16 protein-coding genes are annotated in these 19,063 nt (G+C 70.1%); 4 read left to right on the forward strand and 12 right to left on the reverse strand.

What is annotated here, in order from left to right; genetic code table 11:
* Positions 1-31: 31 nt before the first annotated feature.
* Both ftsX and ftsE read right to left on the reverse strand, forming a co-directional pair.
* Positions 32-934 (reverse strand): permease-like cell division protein FtsX, encoded by a 903-nt coding sequence (ftsX, locus tag ISU07_RS12840; RefSeq protein ID WP_323742583.1) that lies wholly within the window; start codon positions 932-934, stop codon positions 32-34.
* Between the two features lie 46 nt (positions 935-980).
* Complete coding sequence (ftsE, locus tag ISU07_RS12845; protein WP_194707201.1) at positions 981-1,670, reverse strand: cell division ATP-binding protein FtsE; 690 nt, start codon at positions 1,668-1,670, stop codon at positions 981-983.
* Positions 1,671-1,746: 76 nt separating this feature from the next.
* Between ftsE and ISU07_RS12850 the strand changes: the two genes are divergently transcribed.
* Positions 1,747-2,415 (forward strand): hypothetical protein, encoded by a 669-nt coding sequence (locus ISU07_RS12850; RefSeq protein WP_194707202.1) that lies wholly within the window; start codon positions 1,747-1,749, stop codon positions 2,413-2,415.
* Positions 2,416-2,425: 10 nt separating this feature from the next.
* On the opposite strand, the gene ISU07_RS12855 is transcribed toward ISU07_RS12850, so the two are convergent.
* Complete coding sequence (locus tag ISU07_RS12855) at positions 2,426-2,959, reverse strand: hypothetical protein (protein WP_194707203.1); 534 nt, start codon at positions 2,957-2,959, stop codon at positions 2,426-2,428.
* A gap of 79 nt (positions 2,960-3,038) precedes the next feature.
* Here ISU07_RS12855 and ISU07_RS12860 point away from each other — a divergent pair, with 79 nt between their 5' ends.
* The gene (locus ISU07_RS12860) at positions 3,039-3,782 is read left to right on the forward strand and encodes a TIGR03089 family protein (RefSeq protein ID WP_194707204.1); all 744 of its coding nucleotides are present in this window, start codon (positions 3,039-3,041) and stop codon (positions 3,780-3,782) included.
* Here ISU07_RS12860 and ISU07_RS12865 read toward each other — a convergent pair.
* The gene (locus tag ISU07_RS12865; protein WP_194707205.1) at positions 3,779-6,670 is read right to left on the reverse strand and encodes an FG-GAP-like repeat-containing protein; all 2,892 of its coding nucleotides are present in this window, start codon (positions 6,668-6,670) and stop codon (positions 3,779-3,781) included. The two genes, ISU07_RS12860 and ISU07_RS12865, sit on opposite strands and share 4 nt — an antisense overlap.
* A 312-nt stretch (positions 6,671-6,982) precedes the next feature.
* Between ISU07_RS12865 and ISU07_RS12870 the strand changes: the two genes are divergently transcribed.
* Complete coding sequence (locus ISU07_RS12870; RefSeq protein ID WP_194707206.1) at positions 6,983-7,279, forward strand: GIY-YIG nuclease family protein; 297 nt, start codon at positions 6,983-6,985, stop codon at positions 7,277-7,279.
* 535 nt (positions 7,280-7,814) lie between these two features.
* Here ISU07_RS12870 and ISU07_RS12875 read toward each other — a convergent pair.
* The 7 genes from ISU07_RS12875 to ISU07_RS12905 all read right to left on the reverse strand — a co-directional run bounded on the left by ISU07_RS12875 (position 7,815) and on the right by ISU07_RS12905 (position 16,473).
* Positions 7,815-8,579 carry an ABC transporter ATP-binding protein gene (locus tag ISU07_RS12875; protein WP_194707207.1) on the reverse strand — a complete coding sequence of 255 codons (765 nt, stop codon included), beginning with the start codon at positions 8,577-8,579 and terminating at the stop codon, positions 7,815-7,817.
* Positions 8,579-9,499, reverse strand: coding sequence for an ABC transporter permease (locus ISU07_RS12880; RefSeq protein ID WP_194707208.1), 921 nt, complete (start codon positions 9,497-9,499; stop codon positions 8,579-8,581). The genes ISU07_RS12875 and ISU07_RS12880 overlap by 1 nt, the downstream gene beginning before the upstream one ends.
* On the reverse strand, positions 9,492-11,531 hold the full coding sequence (locus tag ISU07_RS12885; protein WP_194707209.1) for a glycosyltransferase: 2,040 nt from the start codon (positions 11,529-11,531) through the stop codon (positions 9,492-9,494). The genes ISU07_RS12880 and ISU07_RS12885 overlap by 8 nt, the downstream gene beginning before the upstream one ends.
* Entirely contained in the window at positions 11,528-12,730 is a 1,203-nt protein-coding gene (glf, locus tag ISU07_RS12890; RefSeq protein WP_228521823.1) for a UDP-galactopyranose mutase, read from the reverse strand. The genes ISU07_RS12885 and glf overlap by 4 nt, the downstream gene beginning before the upstream one ends.
* A gap of 45 nt (positions 12,731-12,775) precedes the next feature.
* The gene (locus tag ISU07_RS12895) at positions 12,776-13,690 is read right to left on the reverse strand and encodes a glycosyltransferase family 2 protein (RefSeq protein ID WP_194707210.1); all 915 of its coding nucleotides are present in this window, start codon (positions 13,688-13,690) and stop codon (positions 12,776-12,778) included.
* A complete protein-coding gene (locus ISU07_RS12900) occupies positions 13,683-14,612 on the reverse strand; it encodes a glycosyltransferase family 2 protein (protein ID WP_194707211.1) in 930 nt (309 codons plus the stop codon). Before ISU07_RS12900 ends, ISU07_RS12895 begins: the two co-directional genes overlap by 8 nt.
* Positions 14,613-14,787: 175 nt before the next feature.
* Positions 14,788-16,473, reverse strand: a complete 1,686-nt coding sequence (locus ISU07_RS12905) for a multicopper oxidase domain-containing protein (RefSeq protein ID WP_194707212.1) — start codon at positions 16,471-16,473, stop codon at positions 14,788-14,790.
* 468 nt (positions 16,474-16,941) lie between these two features.
* On the opposite strand from ISU07_RS12905, the gene ISU07_RS12910 reads away from it, so the two are divergent.
* Positions 16,942-17,886 carry a cupredoxin domain-containing protein gene (locus ISU07_RS12910; protein WP_194707213.1) on the forward strand — a complete coding sequence of 315 codons (945 nt, stop codon included), beginning with the start codon at positions 16,942-16,944 and terminating at the stop codon, positions 17,884-17,886.
* Between the two features lie 100 nt (positions 17,887-17,986).
* On the opposite strand, the gene ISU07_RS12915 is transcribed toward ISU07_RS12910, so the two are convergent.
* Positions 17,987-18,889, reverse strand: coding sequence for a glutaminase (locus ISU07_RS12915; RefSeq protein ID WP_194707341.1), 903 nt, complete (start codon positions 18,887-18,889; stop codon positions 17,987-17,989).
* Positions 18,890-19,063: the final 174 nt, after the last annotated feature.

A 19,063-nucleotide genomic window follows, 5' to 3' on the forward strand; every position in this document is an offset into this window, starting at 1 on the left:
GCGGGTCAGGCAGGCGGGTCAGGCAGGCGGGTCAGACCTTCAGGTACTTGCCGGTCAGCACCACCGTCGGCACCAGCGTGAGCGCCGGACCGAGGACCGCGACCAGCAGCACCGCGACCTGCACCTGCGACCAGTCCACCCAGGGGATGAACACGAACTGCGACGCCAGCTGGCCCTGGACGACGTAGTTCTCGAACGCCACCAGCGCGCCGATCGCCAGCAGCACGCCGACCGCCGCAGTCACCAGCGCCTCCAGGAGGAAGGGCAGGGCGATGTACACCGTCGAGGCCCCGACCAGCCGCATGATCCCGATCTCACGCCGTCGCGCGAACGCCGTCAGCCGGATCGTGTTGGCGACGAGCAGGATCGCGGCGAACACCAGGAACAGCGACGTACCCAGGGATCCCCATTGCAGCCGGTTGATCGCGGAGTAGATGGGGCCGAGGGTGTCGCGCTCGTCGCGGATGTCGGAGACGCCGTCCAGCCCGCTCACGGCACTCTTGATGCCCTCGAACTTCTCGGGGTCCTTGAGCTCGATCCACACCGACTGCGGCATGTCGTCGGCGGTGATGATCGAGTTCGGCCCGTCGAACTTGCCGACGTAGGTCTCCTTGAGCTTCTCGAACGCCTCGTCCTTGGTCTCGAAGTGGTAGCCCGCGACCTCCGGGTTGTCCTCGATGACCTTGGAGATCGCGGCCTTCTGGGCCTCGGTGACCTCGCCGAGACAGGAGGCGTTCGCGTCGCGGTCCTTGCAGAGCCAGACGGTGATCTGGAGCTCGCTGCCCCAGTAGTCGGCCGCCTTGGTGGCCTGCATCTTGAGCAGGGCGCCGAGGCCGACGAGGGTCAGCGAGACGAAGAGCGTGAGCACGACCGCCAGGTGCATCGACAGGTTGCGACGCAGGCCTTGGCCGAGCTCGGTGAAGGTGTAACGCACAGGGGAGGTCTCTTTTCCGGGGTCCGGTGGTCGCGGCGGTGTCGGGTCAGTGGGAGAAGCCGTAGCCGCCCTGGGCCTGGTCACGGACGACCTGCCCGGCGCTCAGCTCCACGACCCGCTTGCGCATCTGGTCCACCACGCCGTGGTCGTGGGTCGCCATCACCACGGTGGTCCCCGTCCGGTTGATGCGGTCGAGCAGCTTCATGATGCCCACGGAGGTGGCCGGGTCCAGGTTGCCGGTGGGCTCGTCGGCGATGAGGATCATGGGCCGGTTCACGAACGCCCGGGCGATGGCGACGCGCTGCTGCTCGCCACCCGACAGCTCGTCGGGCATCCGGTCGCCCTTGCCCTCGAGGCCGACCAGCTCGAGCGTCTCGGGCACCACGCGGGTCACCTCGGAGCGCGACTTGCCGATCACCTGGAGGGCGAACGCGACGTTCTCGTTGACGGTCTTGTTGGGCAGCAGGCGGAAGTCCTGGAACACCGTGCCGATCTGCCGGCGCAGCCGCGGCACCTTCCAGCCCGCGAGCCGGTTGATCTCCTTGCCCGCCACGTAGACCCGCCCCGCGGTCGGCCGCGCCTCGCGCAGCACCAACCGGAGAGCCGTGGACTTGCCCGAGCCGGACGCGCCCACCAGGAACACGAACTCGCCCTTCTCGACGTCGATGCTGACGTTCTCGAGGGCGGCGTGTCCCTGTCCGGGATAGGTCTTGGAGACCTTTTCGAAGCGAATCACCGGATCGAGGTTAGACGAGGTGACCCAGCCATCCAGAAACGCGGGCGGAGTGTTGGGGCCCCCTAGGCTGACGGGCATGTCGCCGGTACGACGGCTCGCCGTCCCGGCGGCCCTCCTGACGCCGGCCCTGGGGCTGGTCCTGGTGCTCGTCCTGGTGCTGGCCGGCTGCTCGGGCGACGCGTCCTCCACCCCGGCCTCCGCACCGACCACCGTGGCGAGCGACGACGGCACGCCACTGGCGGACGTCGACACCAGCGCCCTGGTCGTGGGACGGGCGCCCTTCTGCGACCTGGTCGATCCCGCGACCATCACCTCGGCGCTCGGGTCCGAGCCGACCGAGGTGTCCGCGCGGCGCAGCGGCCAGCGGGCGCACGTCACCGACGACGTGACCGACGTCGTCCACGAGTTCGGCTGCACGTGGGCCGCGGGCGGCAGTCGCGCCGAGGCCTGGGTCTTCGTGCCACCCGTCACCCGGCCGCGCGCGACGGCCCTGGCCCGGCTCGCCCGGCAGAGGGCCGGGTGCACCGAGCTCGCCGACGCCCCGGCGTACGGCGACCCCTCGGTGGCCCTGTCCTGCCGCCTCGACAGTGACAACGGCACGGGCATCGCGGTCAGCTACCGCGGGCTGTTCGGCGACGCCTGGCTGGCGTGCTCGCTGACGACGCCCGGCGGTGAGCAGGAGGAGCTGACCGACCGCGCCGGACGCTGGTGTGCCGCCGTGGCGGAAGGCGCCGCCCAGCACTGAGGTCGCGCGGTCAGGCCGCGGGCGGGATCGTCACCTCGCGGATCAGGTCGGCCGCGGCCTCGATCCCGGCCGCGTCGTCCGCGGCGCCGTTGACGTTGACGGTGATGAGGACCCGCCCCTCGTACAGCTGGCCCTGCGGGCCCAGGGCCATCACGCACGCAAAGGCCTGGTCGCCGGCGTCCACGTCGGTGACGTCGCCCTTGCAGAGCGCGCGGGTCTGGATGGCGTAGTCGGTGGGGTCGATCTGCACGTCCACGCGGCTGAGCATCACGCTCGGGCCGCCGTTCGCGACCGGGTCGAAGAAGCAGGCGTGGACGGTGCCGGCCGTCTCGATCGTCTGCGCGCCGACGGCCTCGCTGACCTCGTCCTGGGTGAGGTACGGGCAGCCCTCGCGAGCCGCGGCGGGCGTCGACGAGGAGGCCGTGCTCGGGGAGCCGGTCGAGGGGGGATCGGTGGCCGTGCGGCTGCTCCCCTGGTCGCCGCACGCGGTGAGTCCGAGCAGCACGACGCAGATCGCCGCCACCCGCCCCGCCGAGGTCCGCATCCCCGCGTTCTCCCTTCCAGACCGACTGCCGATGCTAGCCGGGGAGTGTCCGTGTTCCGGAGGCCTCTACCCTGCGGCCGTGACCACCTTCGCGGACGTGCTGGCCCGGCGCATCGGGGACGACCCGGGCCGACCCCTGGTCACTTTCTACGACCTCACGTCCGGGGAGCGCGTCGAGCTCTCGGTGACGACGTACGCCAACTGGGTCGCCAAGGCGGCCTCGCTGCTCGCCGACGAGCACGAGCTCGAGCGCGGCCAGCGGATCCGGCTCGACCTGCCCACGCACTGGCTGGGTCCGGTGTTCCTCGGCGCGGCCTGGACCCTGGGCATGAGCATCGCGCTCGACGACGACCCGGGCCAGGGGCCCGACGCCGTGGTCACCGGACCGGCCGGGCTCGAGCGATGGGCGCCGTACGCCGACCGGATGCCGGTGCTCGCGTGTGCGCTGCTGCCCCTGGGCGTGCGCTTCGCCGACCCGCTGCCGGCGGGCGTGCACGACGTGGGCGTGGAGGTGTGGTCGCAGCCGGACGCGTTCGCGCCGTGGGACCCACCGACGGGAGTGGACGTCGCCACCGACGGGCTCAGCCAGGACGAGCTGTGGAGCCGGGCCGCCGTCGGACCCTCTCTCTCCGACGGCGGCCGGCTCCTCGCAGTGGCGAACCCGGCTTCCCCTTCCGGTCTCGCCTCCTTCGTCGAGCCGTTCGCGCGGAACGGCTCCGTCGTCCTCGTCTCGGCTCCCGACGGCCCGCTCGACGTGCACCGCCTCGAGGAGCTGGCGTCCGCCGAACGGTGCACGCACCGGTTCCTGGGCCTCGACGACTAGCCCGCCAGGTCGTACCCCTTGAACCCCTGCCCGAGGAACACTCGCTTGCCGAAGCCGGTCGTCGTGCCGGGCAGCAGCCAGAGGTTGCCGGTCTTCTTCTCCCGCACCACCACGCCGGGATGGCCGTTGACCCCCATGTCGCCGACGCCCACCATCCAGTCGTACTGCTTCACGTTGAGCCTCAGCGCGGTCGAGCCGACGAAGCCGCCGGGGCCGTTGCCCGGGTACAGCGCCAGCTTGGAGCCGGTGCGGAACAGGCTGTCGGGAGCGCCGTCGGTGTCCCAGCGGCCCACGGGCACCTGGACGCCGGCGCTGATGCCGCGGTACGCGGCGTACGCGGGCAGCAACCCGTTCACCCCTGCGCCGGGGTAGATCATCATCGCGCCGCGGTTCGGCTGCCCCATCAGGTCGGGCCAGCCGTCGCCGGTCATGTCGCCGACCGCGGCCAGCAGCTTCACGTCGCGGAACCCGACGGCGAGCCGGGTCGCCGCCGCGAAGTGGCCCTGGCCGTCGCCGCGGTAGAGCAGCAGCCGGTCGGAGCGCTTGTTGCGGACGATCATGTCGGCGGCGCCGTCGCGGTCCCAGTCGCCCGCGCTGAGGATGTCGCCCGCCCGCTTCAGGAACAGGCCGGAGGCGATCGGCGTCCCGGTCTCGTAGGTCCCCGCGTTGCGGAACAGCACCAGCGAGTCGCCGCTGCGCCCGATGATGTCGGGGGCGGTGCCGCCGTACGCCGAGGCTCCGGCGTTCAGCCCGGTCACGCCGCCGAACCCGGGCACCGGGCCGAGCGCGTGGCCGAACCGGCCGTTGCCGCGGTTCGGCTTCACGTAGACGTCGCTGGACCCGGCGTACCGCACCAGCAGGTCGACCATCCCGTCGCCGTTGAAGTCACCGTGGCCGGTGATGGTGTCGAAGCCCTTCCAGCTGCCCCGGATCCGGACCGGGTCGCTGAACCCGACGCCGGAGATGCCCGGCACCAGGTAGAACGCGCCTTCGGTGCCGCGAGCCACGATGTCCGGCCGACCGTCCCCGTTGACGTCGCCGGGGCCGTCGATCATGTCGTACTTGCCCCAGCTGTCGCCCAGCTCCTTGACCGAGAACCCCGCCTGGCCGTCGCCCAGGTAGGCGTCGAGCCGGCCAGTGGCGGGGTCACGGGCGACGAGGTCCGCGTGCTCGTCGCCGTTCAGGTCGCCGGCGACCGTGATGAGGTCGTGTCCGGCGAGGGTGGCGAAGGTGCTCACCGGCGCGCCGAAGCCGCCGTTGCCGTCGCCGGGCCGCACCTCGGTGACGCCGTCGGCGGCGGAGCGGGCCAGCAGGTCCGCCTTCCCGTCTCCGGTGACGTCGGGAACCAGGGCGGTGAGGTCGTACGGCGTCCAGCCGCCGCCCAGCGACACCGGCGCGCCGAAGCGCGTCATGCCGTTGGTGGGCAGGACGTACACCTGCTTGTCGGACTCCTTGCGGAGCAGCAGGTCGGGGTACGGCGAGCCCACGAGGCTGGACTCGAGCTCGCGCCCGGCCCAGCCCTGCTGCGCCGCGGCGGCGTACTGACGGATCAGCGGGATCTGGGCGTAGAGGTACTTGCCCGGGCAGGCCGTCGACGCGGCGTCACGGTGGCCGTTGATCGCCTCGAAGTAGCGGCTGCCGACCCACTGTTGCGGCGAAGCCGCGTCGACGCCGTGCAGGCTCAGCTTCCAGGCGAACAGCACGCCGTAGGCCTGGAGCAGCGCGGCACTCGGCTTGGCCGTCTCGTAGTTGCCGATCGCCGACATGGCGAAGGAGTTCTCGTTGTAGTTCAGCGTGTGCGCGCCGACGACGGGGCGGTCGACGCCGCCGTACCGGCCCTCCCAGATGCGGCCGAACTTGTCGACCAGGAAGTTGTAGCCGATGTCGGACCAGCCCCGGGACTGCGTGTGGTACGCGTAGATGCTGCGCAGGATCCCGGGCACCTCGTCGGGCGTGTAGTCGTTGGCGTTGACCGTGTGGTGCACGAAGCCGGCGTGCACCTCGCTGTAGTGCAGCGACGACTTCTCGCGGATGTTCTCGTTCGCGCCCCACTGCGCGCGCGAGTAGATGACCGGCTGCGGCGTGTACGTCGCGGCCGCGAGCCCGAGCCGGCCCTGGGAGGCCTCCCCCTCCGCGGCCTGCAGGGCGGCAGCGTCGTACGCCGAGTGGGAGCCGTCGTTGCCGTCCATCGTGCTGGTGTCGATGGCGGCCCGCTCCTCGGCGGTGTGCTTCGGCTTGCCGGGCGCGACCACCGACAGCTTCATGTCGGTCGGCAGCGCGCCCTTCGCGCTCGCCCGGACCTGGACGTCGTCGACCCGGCCGACGAGCAGCGGGTCGGTGCCCGGCCGCGCGTGCCGGGCCTCGGCGGTGCCCGGGTCGGGCCCGTGGTCGTCGTGGTAGGCGAGGTCCGTCCAGCCCGACCAGGCGCCGTTCGTCAGGGTGCGCACCTCGAACGACAGCGCGGTGTCGGGGATGTTCTCGCCGTGGGCCCAGGTGACGCCGACCGCGCCGTACCCCGTGACCTTCTGCGGCAGGCTGGTCAGGCGGGCACCGCCGCCCCGGGCCGCGGCGACACGGGCTTGCGGCGTGGTGAGGATGCGGCCGTGGGCCGGGCCGAGCCTGCCGTACGTCCCGGTCGTGGCCTGCGTCAGCGGCACCTCACGGAGCTTGGCGCTCACCGGGCCGGTCGGCACCTTGCTGGTCCTCAGCGCCTCCTCGCCGTACGCCGACATCAGGGCGCCCGCCTCGGGGCCCGACGGCTCGCTCACCACGTCCAGGCTCACCACGCTCACGGCCGGGGTGAGGGCCGCGCACACGACCGCGAGGGCCAGCAGCTGCTGGCACGCGGTCACGAATCGGGCGCGAAAGGGGGTGGGGCCGGAAGGCATGAGGGGCTGCTCCAAGTGCGAGGGGAAGAGTCACACGAGTAGCAACTTTCACACGGGTCACAGGAGTGCCGGAAGAGTTTCTGAGTAACTACAAACCTGTAATTTCCAGTCGACACGCCGGTCGACCTGCGATTTATCTCAGGAATGTGGCCGCGCGACCACGAGATCGCGGCCGATCTCGGCGGCGGACCGCACGCCGGCCAGCCGCAGCGCCAGCGAGCGGTGTCGAGACCCCGCAACCGATCCACGCTCGTTTCCACAGGCCTGGCCCACGGACCACCGCAGCGGGTCGGATCCGTCGACCCTGACCCCATGGCTTTCGTGTACATGCTCGAGTGCGCCGACGGCTCCTTCTACGTCGGGAGCACCGTCAAGTCCCTCGAGGCGCGGCTCTGGGAACACCAGCAGGGCCTCGGTGCGGCGTACACCGCTCGCCGGCTCCCGGTCCGGCTGGTGTGGCACGAGGAGCACGAGCACATCGCCCTGGCGTTCGGCCGCGAGAAGCAGATCCAGAACTGGGGCCGCCCCAAACGCATCGCCCTCATCGAGCAGCGGTACGACGACCTCCCCGGGCTCGCCCGGAGGCGAGGCAAGAAGCCGAGGCCCTAGAACCCTCACCGGGTCTCGACACGGGCTCGCCCAGGGGCTCGCCCGGCTCGACCACCATGCGGCGCCCATGCCGGTCGAGCCCGCGAGCGCCAGCGCCCATGCTGGTCGAGCCCGCGAGCGCCAGCGAGCGGTGTCGAGACCCGGTGACCCGAACGCGATGGTCTCGACACGGGCTCGCCCAGGGGCTCGCCCGGCTCGACCACCATGCGGCGCCCATGCCGGTCGAGCCCGCGAGCGCCAGCGCCCGTGGCGGTCGAGCCCGCGAGCGCCAGCGCCCATGGTGGTCGAGCCCGCGAGCGCCAGCGAGCGGTGTCGAGACCCCGGTGACCCGAACGCGATGGTCTCGACACGGGCTCGCCCAGGGGCTCGCCCGGCTCGACCACCATGCGGCGCCCATGGTGGTCGAGCCCGCGAGCGCCAGCGAGCGGTGTCGAGACCCGGTGACCCGAACCCGATGGTCTCGACACGGGCTCGCCCAGGGGCTCGCCCGGCTCGACCACCATGCGGCGCCATGGTGGTCAAGCCCGCGAGCAGGTCAGATCTCGGAGCCGAGCTCCTCGTCGGTGCCCTCGGACTCGTCGTCGTACTTGACGTACTTGATGCCGGCCTCGACCTCGCCGTCGAAGCCGAGGACGCCCTTCTCGAGGACCAGGACGCGGTCGCAGATCTTGCGGACCGAGCCGGCGGCGTGGCTGACGTAGAAGATCGTGACGCCGCTGTCCTTGATCTCCTGGAGCTTCTTCATGCACTTGACCTTGAAGGGCTTGTCGCCCACGGACAGAGCCTCGTCGGCCAGGAAGATGTCGGCGTCGACGTGGATGGCGATGGCGAAGCCGAGGCGGGCGTACATGCCCGAGGAGTAGTAGCCGACCGGGGAGTCGAGGAAGTCGTCGATGTCGGCGAAGGCGGTGATCGCGTCGAACTTGCGGTTGGTCTCCGCCTCGCTCATGCCGAGGATCGCGGCGTTGAGGTAGATGTTCTCGCGGCCGGTGAGCTGCGGGTGGAAGCCGGCGCCGGTCGCGATCAGGCCGGCGATGCGGCCTCGGGTCCTGACCGAGCCGGCGTCCGGGGCCATCACGCCCTGGACGACCTTCAGCAGGGTGCTCTTGCCCGAGCCGTTGAGGCCCATCAGGCCGATCGCCTCACCCTGCTGCACCCGGAACGAGACGTCGTCGAGCGCCAGGAAGGTGTTGGTCACCTGCTGGCGGCGCATCATCGCCACCGAGACCTGCTTGAGGGTGCGGTGGTACTGCTTGGTGAAACGCTTCGAGACGTTCTCGACGACGATCGAGTCGGTCATCACAGCCTCTCCGGCATCTTGTTCTCGAACCGGTTGAAGATCCGCTGCGCGATGACGAGCAGCACGAACGCCCCGGCCAGGGCGACGAACCCGCGCGTGAACAGGTGGTCGGGCATGCTCTCGGCGATCGTCGCCTTCTGGTCGCTGGTGGTCGGCACCCAGAAGCACCGCTGGACCAGGAGCACGGCGTCGGCGATCGGGTTGGCGAGGTAGAGGTCGGTGTGACCGCGGAACCGCTCGGCGACGATGGAGTAGGGGTACATCATCGGGACGCCGAAGCGGATGAAGTTGTTGACGACCGCCACGATGTTGCCGGTGTCACGGAGGAAGACCTGGCTGACGCTGAGCGCCACCGCGAGGGCGAGCGCGAAGACCATGATGATGCCGTAGCCGAGGACCCCCGCGACCAGCGCGGTGAGGTCGGGCGCCCACCCGGTGAAGAACAGCGCGATGCCGAGGATCACGAACTCCGGCCACAGGTGGTAGATCGACACCAGCAGCGACGCGAACGGGAACATCTCGCGCGGCATGGCGCTCTTCTGGAGCAGCGCCGAGTTGCGCACGATCGACCGGGTGCCGGCCGCGACCGTCTCGGTGAACAGCCCGACGACCATGATCGAGGCGAAGACGTGGATCGCGAAGTGCTCGATGTTGCCGCCGCGGCCCATCAGCAGCGTGAAGATGAAGATGTACATCAGGAACTGGGTCAGCGGCGTGATGTAGGACCACAGCATGCCCAGGAAGGACCCGGTGTAGCGCGCGGTGACCTCGCGCTTCACCAGCAGCTTCAGCAGGTAGCGGTGCTGGAGGATGCCGCGAATGCCGCCGGTGGGGGCGGGCGAGACGAGGGGTACGTCGGCCAGCGCGGCCGCGCGGCTGGCGGCGTCCCGCGGGCGCTGGGGTTCGAGCAGGTCAGTCACCGGTGCCCTCCATCCACGGGGCGAGTGTCTTCTCCCACGCCTCCGGCGAGGTGATGTCGCCGAGCGCGGCGCGGTACTCCTCGACCAGCCGCGGCCACTCGCGGCGCAGCTCGGAGTGGATGGCGAGCGTCTTCTTCAGCAGCTCGCGGTAGTGCTGCGGGTCCCGGCGGTAGAGCGCGGCCGACGTGCCGTCGTTCATGGAGACGATCGCCGAGTCGTACGTCGCCAGGCGGTACCACTTGGCGTCCATCGCGGTGAGCTCGGCCTCGGGGAACTCCTTCGAGAGCTCGCGCACGGGCCGCAGCTGACGGATGGGCGCCAGACCGGCCGTGACCAGCTGCGCGAGCCGGCCGGGGATCTCCGAGCCCGGACCCTTGCCCTTGCGCGGTGGCTTCGTGCGCCGGATCGGCGGGAACGCGTCGGGGTCGGCGTGCAGCTGGGCGTCGGTCCACTGCTTGCGGAACGCGTTGACCTCGGCCAGCGCCGTCGGCAGCGTCTCGTGCAGCTTGTAGGGCCCGGCCAGGACGTCCTGGATCGCGCGGTGGCGCAGCTCGACCGTGGAGTACTGCAACGAGACCAGGTGCTTGATCTGGTGGTTGAGGCTCTCGCGGACCAGCCGGCCACCGTGCGGGTACGGCGAGTGGAGCAGCGCCGAGATCAGCCGGTTGCGGTGGTGGAAGTAGGCCTGCCAGTCGACCGCGTCGTTCTTGTCGGTCCACGGCACGTGCCACACGGCCGCACCCGGGAAGGTCACGGTCGGGAAGCCCGCCTCCTTCGCGCGCAGGCCGAGCTCGAGGTCGTCCCACTTGATGAAGATGGGCAGGGACAGGCCGATCCGCTCGAGCACCACGCGCGGGATCAGGCACATGAACCAGCCGTTGAAGTCGACGTCGACGCGCTTGTGCAGCCACCGGGCGGACCGGATGTTGCGGGCGGCGAGGTCCCAGTCGGAGTACCCGTCGAGCGGCGTCTGCCACCAGAACCGCCACGGCTGCACGATCTCGCCGAAGCTGTGCAGGCGCGACCGCGAGAACAGGGAGAACATGTGGCCGCCGACGATGGTCGGGCGGCGGGTCAGGTCGCCGAAGGTGACCGCGCGGACGATGCCCTCGGGCTCGCAGACGACGTCGTCGTCCATCATCATCGCGTAGGTCGCGGTGCCCTTGCGCACGGACTCGAGCTGCCCGCGGGCGTAGCCGCCCGAGCCGCCGAGGTTGCCCTGCTCGTTGATGACCAGCAGGTCGCCGAGGGCCTTCTGCGCACCGGCGAACAGCTCGTGGTCGGCGACCTTCTGGGTGCCCTGCTCGGACACGAACACGGTGTCCAGGTAGGGCCGCAGCGTCTCGTCCTCGCCGATCTGGGTGAGCAGCTTGGCGCAGAAGTCCGGCTTGTTGACGGTCGTGATGACGATGTCGACGGTGCCGTGCTTGTCGGGAGCCCGGTCGGCGGGCACCTCGGCCGTCCACTCCGCCGACTCGACGAGGGCGTCCTCGTCGCCGGCCACGACGTCGTACCAGTACCAGCCGCCGTCGACGAACGGCGTCAGCGTGAGGTCGAACTCGAACACGCCGCGGTCACCGTCGACCGTGGCCGCGTCGACACGCTGCGAACGGCCGTTGGCCATCGACTTGTAGACCGTGACGCTGGCGCCCTTGCCGGCGACCGTGACGGTCAGCCGGACCTCGCTGACGACCGACCAGCGGCGCCAGTACGACGCCGGGAAGCCGTTGAAGTAGGTGCCGAACGAGATCTTGCTGCCCTGGCGCACCCGGAACGCGGTGCGCGACTCGATCTGGTCGGGGTGCACCGCGCGACCGGTCGAGGTCGACTGGCGGATGGCGGCGTTGTTGAGGTCCTTGGCCGCACGGTTGCCGCCGATGTCGTAGCGGTCCGCGTCGAGCTTGGGCTCCTCCGGGTCGACGTACAGCGCGAACACGTCGGTGTCGCGGTCGATCGGGAGGATCTGGCGCTGCAGCAGGCGACGTACCTTGGGCGTGTCCTGGTCCATGGTCTCCGCTGTTGTCGTACTCATTCGTCGACTCCTCCGGAGGTCAGCTCCGCGCCGGCCGCGAAGTGCGGCTTCAGCTTGTTCTCGTACATCGACAGCGCCGACCCGATGGCCATGTGCATGTCGAGGTACTTGTAGGTGCCGAGGCGCCCGCCGAACAGCACCATCGGCTCGCGCTTGGCCAGCTCGCGGTACTTGAGCAGCTTCTCGCGGTCCTCGGCGGTGTTGATCGGGTAGTACGGCTCGTCGCCCTCCTCGGCGAAGCGGCTGTACTCGTGCACGATCACGGTCTTGCCGGGCAGGTGGGTCTTCACCCGCTCGGGGTGGAAGTGCTTGAACTCGAGGATCCGGGTGTAGGGCACGTCCTCGTCGTTGGCGTTGACGACCGAGGTGCCCTGGAAGTCGTCGACGTCGACGACGCTCTCCTCGAGGTCGACGGTGCGCCACGAGAGGCGGCCCTCGCGATTGTCGAAGTACTCGTCGACCGGGCCGGTGTAGACGATCGGCACCTTGCCGACGTACTCCTCGCGCACGTCGAAGAAGTCGGTCTCCAGCCGCACCTCGATGTTGGGGTGGTCGGCCATCCGGGTCAGCCACGCGGTGTAGCCGTCGGTGGGCAGGCCCTCGTAGGTGTCGTTGAAGTAGCGGTTGTCGTAGGTGTAGCGGACCGGGAGCCGGGTGATGATGTCCGGGCTCAGCTCGGTCGGGTCGGTCTGCCACTGCTTGGCGGTGTAGCCCTTGATGAACGCCTCGTAGAGCGGCCGGCCGATCAGGCTGATCGCCTTCTCCTCGAGGTTCTCGGCCCCGTCGGTGTCGAACTCGCTCGCCTGCTCGGCGATGAGGTCGCGAGCCTCCTCCGGGGTGTGCGCCTTGCCGAAGAACTGGTTGATCAGGCCGAGGTTCATCGGCAGCGAGTAGATCTGCCCCTGGTACTTGCCGAAGACGCGGTGCTGGTACGACGTGAAGGTGGTGAACCGGGTGACGTAGTCCCAGACCTTCTGGTTGGACGTGTGGAACAGGTGCGCGCCGTACTTGTGCACCTCGATGCCGGTGGTGGGCTCCTTCTCGGAGTACGCGTTGCCGCCCAGGTGGTGGCGCCGGTCCAGCACGAGCACCTTCAGCCCCAGCTCGGAGGCGCAGCGCTCGGCGATCGTCAGTCCGAAGAAGCCACTGCCGACGACGAGCAGGTCCGGCAGGTTCGGGCCAGCCGATGGGTCGGACAAAGAATTCCCCTGACGATGAATAACGGCGAGATAACCCTGCCGAGTCTAGCGACGGGTGGGTACGCCACCCGATTCCGCGCGCATGCGGCGAGCGTCACGCACGGCCCGCATCACGTTGCCCGCCTCGGCCCGGCCGCCGCGCAAGGGGCTGAGAGCCACGACGGCCGCGCTGATCGCGTAGGGCTTGGCCCGCACCAGCGCGTTCTGCCCGTGCCGGAAGTGCACGACGAACAGGTTGCGGTACATGTAGTAGCCCTTCCAGCTCTCCAGGGCGAGCTCCTGGGAGAACGCGAGCTGGCGCACCAGGACGGCGTCGCGCACGGCCCAGATGCGGTACCCGGCCTTGCGGGCGCGCAGGGCGAAGTCCGCGTCGTCGTAGAAGATGAAGAACTCCGGGTCCGGGAGCCCCACGGCGGCGACGACCTCGTGACGGACCAGGAACCCCTCGAAGGCGACGACCTGGATCTCCACGAGGGGCGGCATCGCGTCGCGGGTGCCGTACGTCGTCTCGACGCTGGCCGTCTTGGGCTTGATCGCCAGCGGGTTGCGCAGGTCGAAGGTGGTCGCCGACTTCTCGACGAGCCTGCCGTCGAGGTCCTCGCGCACGCACATCAGGCACGGCTCGTCCACGGCCATCAGGGTCGCCAGGCAGTCCGGCGCAGGCACCACGTCGTCGTCCATCAGCCAGATGCGGTCCCAGCCCGCGACGTACGCCGTCTCCATGCCGATCCGGAACCCGCCCGCGCCGCCGACGTTCTCCTCGCTCCGGATCACCTGGAGGGGCAGGTCGTGCCGGTCGAGCACCTGCTGGGTGTGGTCGCCGCTGGCGTTGTCCACCACGATGACGGCGTCCGGCTGCCAGGTCTGCGCGACCAGCCCGTCGAGCATCCGTCCGAGCAGGTCGGCGCGGTTGTGGGTGACGACGACGACGGCGACGGACTCCCTCGCGGGCTCACCCACGGAGGTACCTCCGGTGGCCGGTGAAGTCTCCGCGCAGGCCGGCGTACATGGCCGTGGCGCTGATGACGAGGCGGGCCGGGCTCGGACGCGTGAACGTGTAGAACCACGCCGTCTTCGCCACGAACGCCAGCGCGGCCGGCCAGCCGCGGTAGTCACGGAGGTTGACCAGGTTGTTGCGGGCCATGCAGTAGTGCTTGAGGTCGCTGGGGCTGTGGTTGTACGTCGTGCGGCCGAACGCCATGGGCGTGCCGAGGTCGTCGGTGGCCGGGTGCAGGAAACGCGCGGCGACCACCGTGCCGGTGCGGGCGCCGGCCCTGCGGGCGCGCCAGAGGTACTCGACGTCGTCGCCCCAGATGAAGAACTCCTCACGCGGCGTGCCGATCCGCTCGACGAGCTCGCGGGTGACCAGCACGCCGTTGAAGGGGATCACCACGTCGGGGATCACGCCGTCGCGCGCGGCCGCCTCGACCTCGCTCATCCGGTGCACCACCGTCGCGCGACCGGGCAGCCGGATCGGGAAGCACAGCCGGGTCGGGTCCTGCTCGGCCAGCACGGCGGGCCCCCAGAAGTCGTAGCCCCCGTCGGTGTCCCAGTGGCTCAGCAGCACCTTGAGGCAGTCGGGCTCGGGCACGCCGTCGTCGTCCATCAGCCAGACGAGGTCGGCGCCCGCGTCGTAGGCCGCTCGGGTGCCGACGTGGAAGCCACCGGCGCCGCCGCGGTTCTCCGTCAGCCGCACCGCCGTGACCGGCTCGGGCTGGGCCGCCAGCCACTCCCCCGTCCCGTCCGTCGACGCGTTGTCGACGACCAGGATCTCGGCCAGGCTCTCGGTCTCCCGGAGCCGGGCGACCAGGCGCTGGAGCAGGGCCAGCCGGTTGAAGGTGACCACGACCGCGACGATGCGAGGTACGGGGCGATCGGTCACCGCTCCATCTTGTCAGCCGAGCCGGCCGCCGCCCCTTCGGCGGCGTCGCGGGCGAGCCCGTCAGGCCGCGGTCGAACGCCGCCGCTCTCGACGCCGCCGCCGAGGTGCCCACAGACCGTCACGCCGGCGAGAGCAGGCCGACGTGATCGTCGACCTCGTGCGGCGGACAGAACGATCAGTCGCTGCGGTAGGCACGCGTCGGCGTGACGACCTCGAACTGGGCCATCATCCCGTGGTCCTCGTGGTCCAACATGTGGCAATGCAGCATGAACACGCCGGGGTAGTCGGTGAACCGGGCGGCAACGTCGACGTACTCGCCAGGGTCGAGCCGCCAGGTGTCCTCGAGGCCGCGCTCCCATGGTGGGGGTCGCCTCCCGTCGCGGCTGACGGTCAGCCACTGCTCCTCGTGGAGATGGATGTAGTGCGTCACATCGCTGGCGTTGCGCAGCCGCCACCGCTCGATGGAGCCCAGGGTCACCCGGTGGTCCACCCGCTGCGGATCGAACTTCTTGCCGTTGATCGACCAGAACGAGCCGTGGTCGCCGTGGTCGGTCAGGTCGAATGTCCAGGTCATGGCGACCTTGCCCGGGACGGGGAGCCTGGGGGCGGGGCGCAGGCGGTCGGGCACGTGCGAACGCTGGTGCGCATGACCGCGGACCCGGAACTGCATGACTGCGGCCGACCGGGTGCCGGTGCCCGCCACTCCGTCGCTGCGCGGGACCGTGTCGAGGATGACGTTCTGGTCGCGCCGGCCCCGGAAGTCCACCACGACGTCGGCCCGCTGGGCAGGGCCGAGCAGGATGTCCTGGCGGACGACCGGGTGCGGCAGTAGCCCACTGCCGGTACCGACCTGGACGAACGGCCGACCATCTGAGAGCGCGAAGTCGTAGGCAGAGGACAGCGAGGCGTTCAGGATGCGTAGTCGGTACCGGCCCGGCTTCACCCGCAGGTACGGTGCGAACTGGCCATTCACCAGGATCTTCGTGCCGACGGTGGCGTCGTTCGGCGGCGCGTGAGGGCCGGTCATCCAGTCGCGCATGTCCGGGCCGGGGAACGGATCGGTGAGCTGGTTTCGGGTGGTGAGGCTCCGATCCGCGACCAGCAGGGGTACGTCGTAGGCGCCGTGCGGCAGGCGAAGTCGGTCCTCGCGCGGGTCGGTCACCAGGAACATCCCCTGGAGACCGCGCCAGTTGTTGCGCGCCGTCACGCCCATCCGGTGGTCGTGGTAGAAGCGGAAGCTCGCGCGCTCCGGCCGGCCGGCGTCGACGAGGGGATAGGTGTAGGTCCTGCGCGCGCCGGCGCGGATGAGATAGCGCGAGGGCTGGCCGTCGTCCGCCGAGGAGTGGTGGCCGCCGTGCTGGTGCACCGTCAGGCCCCCCGCGCTCGTGGGCAGGTCGTTGACGAACGTGACCCTGGTGGCAGCCCCCGTCGGCCGCTTGATCGTGGGACCGGGGTACGTGCCGCCGTACGTCCACATCCGGGTCCACGGGCCATGCGGCATGACCTTGACCGACGCCTTGCGAATGTCGATGGTGATATTGCTGCCGCTGAGGACAGGAGGGACGCGCAGCGCCTGCTCGAACCTCGGTGGCTTCGGGGCGGCACCAGGCTCCCCGGTCACCAGCAGGGTCCCGCGCATGCTGGGATGGAGGCTGCAGTAGAAGGAGTACTCCCCGGCGCCGAGGGTCGACGGCAGGGTGAGGGTCCGAGTCGTATGCGACGGGACGACGAGGTAGAAGAGTGGATCGCCCAGGGTCCCGACCGCCTCCGAGGTGACCGTGTGCGTCATCTCGTCGTTGTTGACGACGCTCAGCACGCCGCCCTGCTCGACCGACACCGACGAGGGGCTGTAGCCGGTCACCGCTCCCCCGGGCGGTATCACCACAGTTGCCGTGGCCCGCAGGGTCGGCGGCGGTGGTACTGCCGAGGCGCGGGAGGGATCGCCGCGGCCTGAGAGAGCGACCAAGGTGGCCAGCGCCACCGCCGAAACCACCCCGAACCTTCCGGTCCTCCGCCGTCCCACCGTCGAAGTGTGCGTCAGCGCGCCGGGCGCGCCACCGGACATCGGCAGTGGTCTAGCCCACTGTGTCGAGGTCGGGTTGCCGCTCCGATCCGCAGATGAGTTCACTCGGCCGCCAGCCCCAGCCTCATTCCGCGCGATCGGCCAGCCCAAGGGCATCCCGAGCTTCCTGGGAATGCCTGGCTCGATCATCCAACGAGCCATGGATGATTGCCTGGGGACGTGGTCGCTCAGCAGACTGACGAGTCTTAATGCAACCGCGAAGGAGTGAGCATGTCCCTGATCTCAGCTCGACTGAGGAGATTCTCGGTGATCCTCGCGTTTGTCGCCCTGATGCTTGCAGCACTTCCGGGCTTGCCGGCAAGCAGCGCCGACGGCGCCTCGAAGCTCAAGGCCAAGACCTGGACCGTCAAGGTCGGCGCGCAGTCGCGTTCTGGTGCCGTCCAGACGATGGCCTACGGCCCCAAGAAGGTCTCGATCAACGCCGGCGACACCGTGCACTGGGTCTCCAACGCGATGGAACCGCACACCGTGTCGTTCATCAACGCTGCGCACCCCGCCGTCCCGTTCGACTTCACGATCGCCTACATGACGGAGGCAACGCCCCAGGCAACGATCTCCAAGCCCGGCCAGTTCCGCAGTTCCGGCATCATCGCCCCGGAGCCGGACGCAGTCTTCCCGAACGCCGTCAAGACCTACGACCTAACGTTCCTCAAGCCCGGCAAGTACCACTATCTGTGCTACCTCCACGGCAAGGCCATGTCGGCTGTCGTCGTCGTCCGCAAGGCTGGCACGCCGTACCCGCACACCCAGGCCGAGTACAACGTCATGGCCAAGAGGGCCTCGAACTCCGACATCGAGCACGGGCTCAACCTGTGGGCCAACGCCCTGGGTGCTTCCGATTCGCACCACGTGTTCGTCGGCGCGTCGGACATGAGGGCGCTGGTCAACCGGTTCATCCCCGGCAGCGTCGTGGTGAAGGTCGGCGAGAGCGTGACGTTCGACTTGGGCGCGAACGGGTTCCCGGTCCCGCACACCATCACGTTCGGTCCGCCTCCGCAGAACCCGCTCGCGCCTGCCGGTGACCCGACGAACTATCAAGGCGGCACCCTGAGCTCAGGCGTGCTCGTGGCTGCGCCGTTCTCTCCGGGGCCACACACGTTCACGGTGACGTTCACCAAGGCCGGCACCTACCCGTACATCTGCCTCCTCCACGGAGGCATGGGCATGGTCGGCCAGGTGACGGTGCAATAGCCCCGCAACCTGCCTTGCTGACACCTCGGGGTCGAGCGGCGACGAACGCCGCTCGACCCTGAATGTCACTGCCACCCCACGTCGGCTGCCCGCAGATGCGTCAGAACACCGTCCAGTCGGAGTACGTCGTGAACGCGTCCAGCGCGGCCAGCCCGGCGGCCGAGCTGCCGGAGGGGCCGAGTGCCGGACTCCACACGCAGGCGACACCCCGGTCGGGGATGACGGCCAGGATGCCTCCGCCGACGCCGCTCTTGGACGGCAACCCCACCCGGTAGGCGAACTCGCCGGCCGAGTCATAGGTGCCGCAGGTCAGCATCACGGCGTTGATCCGCTTGGCCTGCCGCGCGCTGAGGAAGGGCGATCCATCGGACAGGACGCCGTCACGGGCGAGGAACAACGCGGCCAGCGCCAGCTCGCGGCACGTCATCGAGAGGGCGCACTGCGCGACGTACTCGTGGATCACCTGGTCGACGGGGCACTCGAGGTTCCCGTAGCTGGCGAGCAGGTGGGCGAGGGCCCAGGTGCGGTGGCCGGCTTCGAGCTCCGACCGAGCCACCACGGGATCGCTGCCCACGTCGGCCCGGCCACTCTCCCGGCGCATCAGGTCGCACAGGGCGTCACAGGCGCCGCCGGTCAGCGCGTGGAGCCGGTCGGTGACCACGAGCGCGCCGGCGTTGATGAACGGGTTGCGCGGTCGCCCGGCCTCCTGGTCGAGCTGGAGCAGGGAGTTGAACGGGTTGCCGGAGGGTTCGCGGGACACGCGGTCCCAGATGCCCTCTCCCTCGGTGGCGACCACCAGCGCCAGCGTGAAGACCTTGCTGATGCTCTGCACCGAGAAGCGGACGTCGGCGTCGCCGACGGCGTGCACCTGGCCGTCGCAGGACGCGACCACCATCCCGAACTGGTGCGGATCCACCGCGGCCAGGCTCGGGATGTACTCCGCCAGCCGGCCCTGACCCACCTCGGGAGCGGCGGCCTCCTGCGCGCGCAGGAGGGCATCCATGATCTGCACGTCACCATCCTCGCGCGTCAGGCCGCGGACGGATCCGGGGCCGGGCGGCGCGGATCGGTGGTCGACGACGTAGCGGCCGCGCGTGCGATAGTTCCCCGTGGTCAGATCGAGGAGGTCCTTGGCGGCCTCGGCCGCCCGGTGGTTCCTGGTGGCTTTCCTGGCCGC

The sequence above is a fragment of the Nocardioides islandensis genome (assembly GCF_015352455.1).
GTDB lineage: Bacteria > Actinomycetota > Actinomycetes > Propionibacteriales > Nocardioidaceae > Nocardioides > Nocardioides islandensis.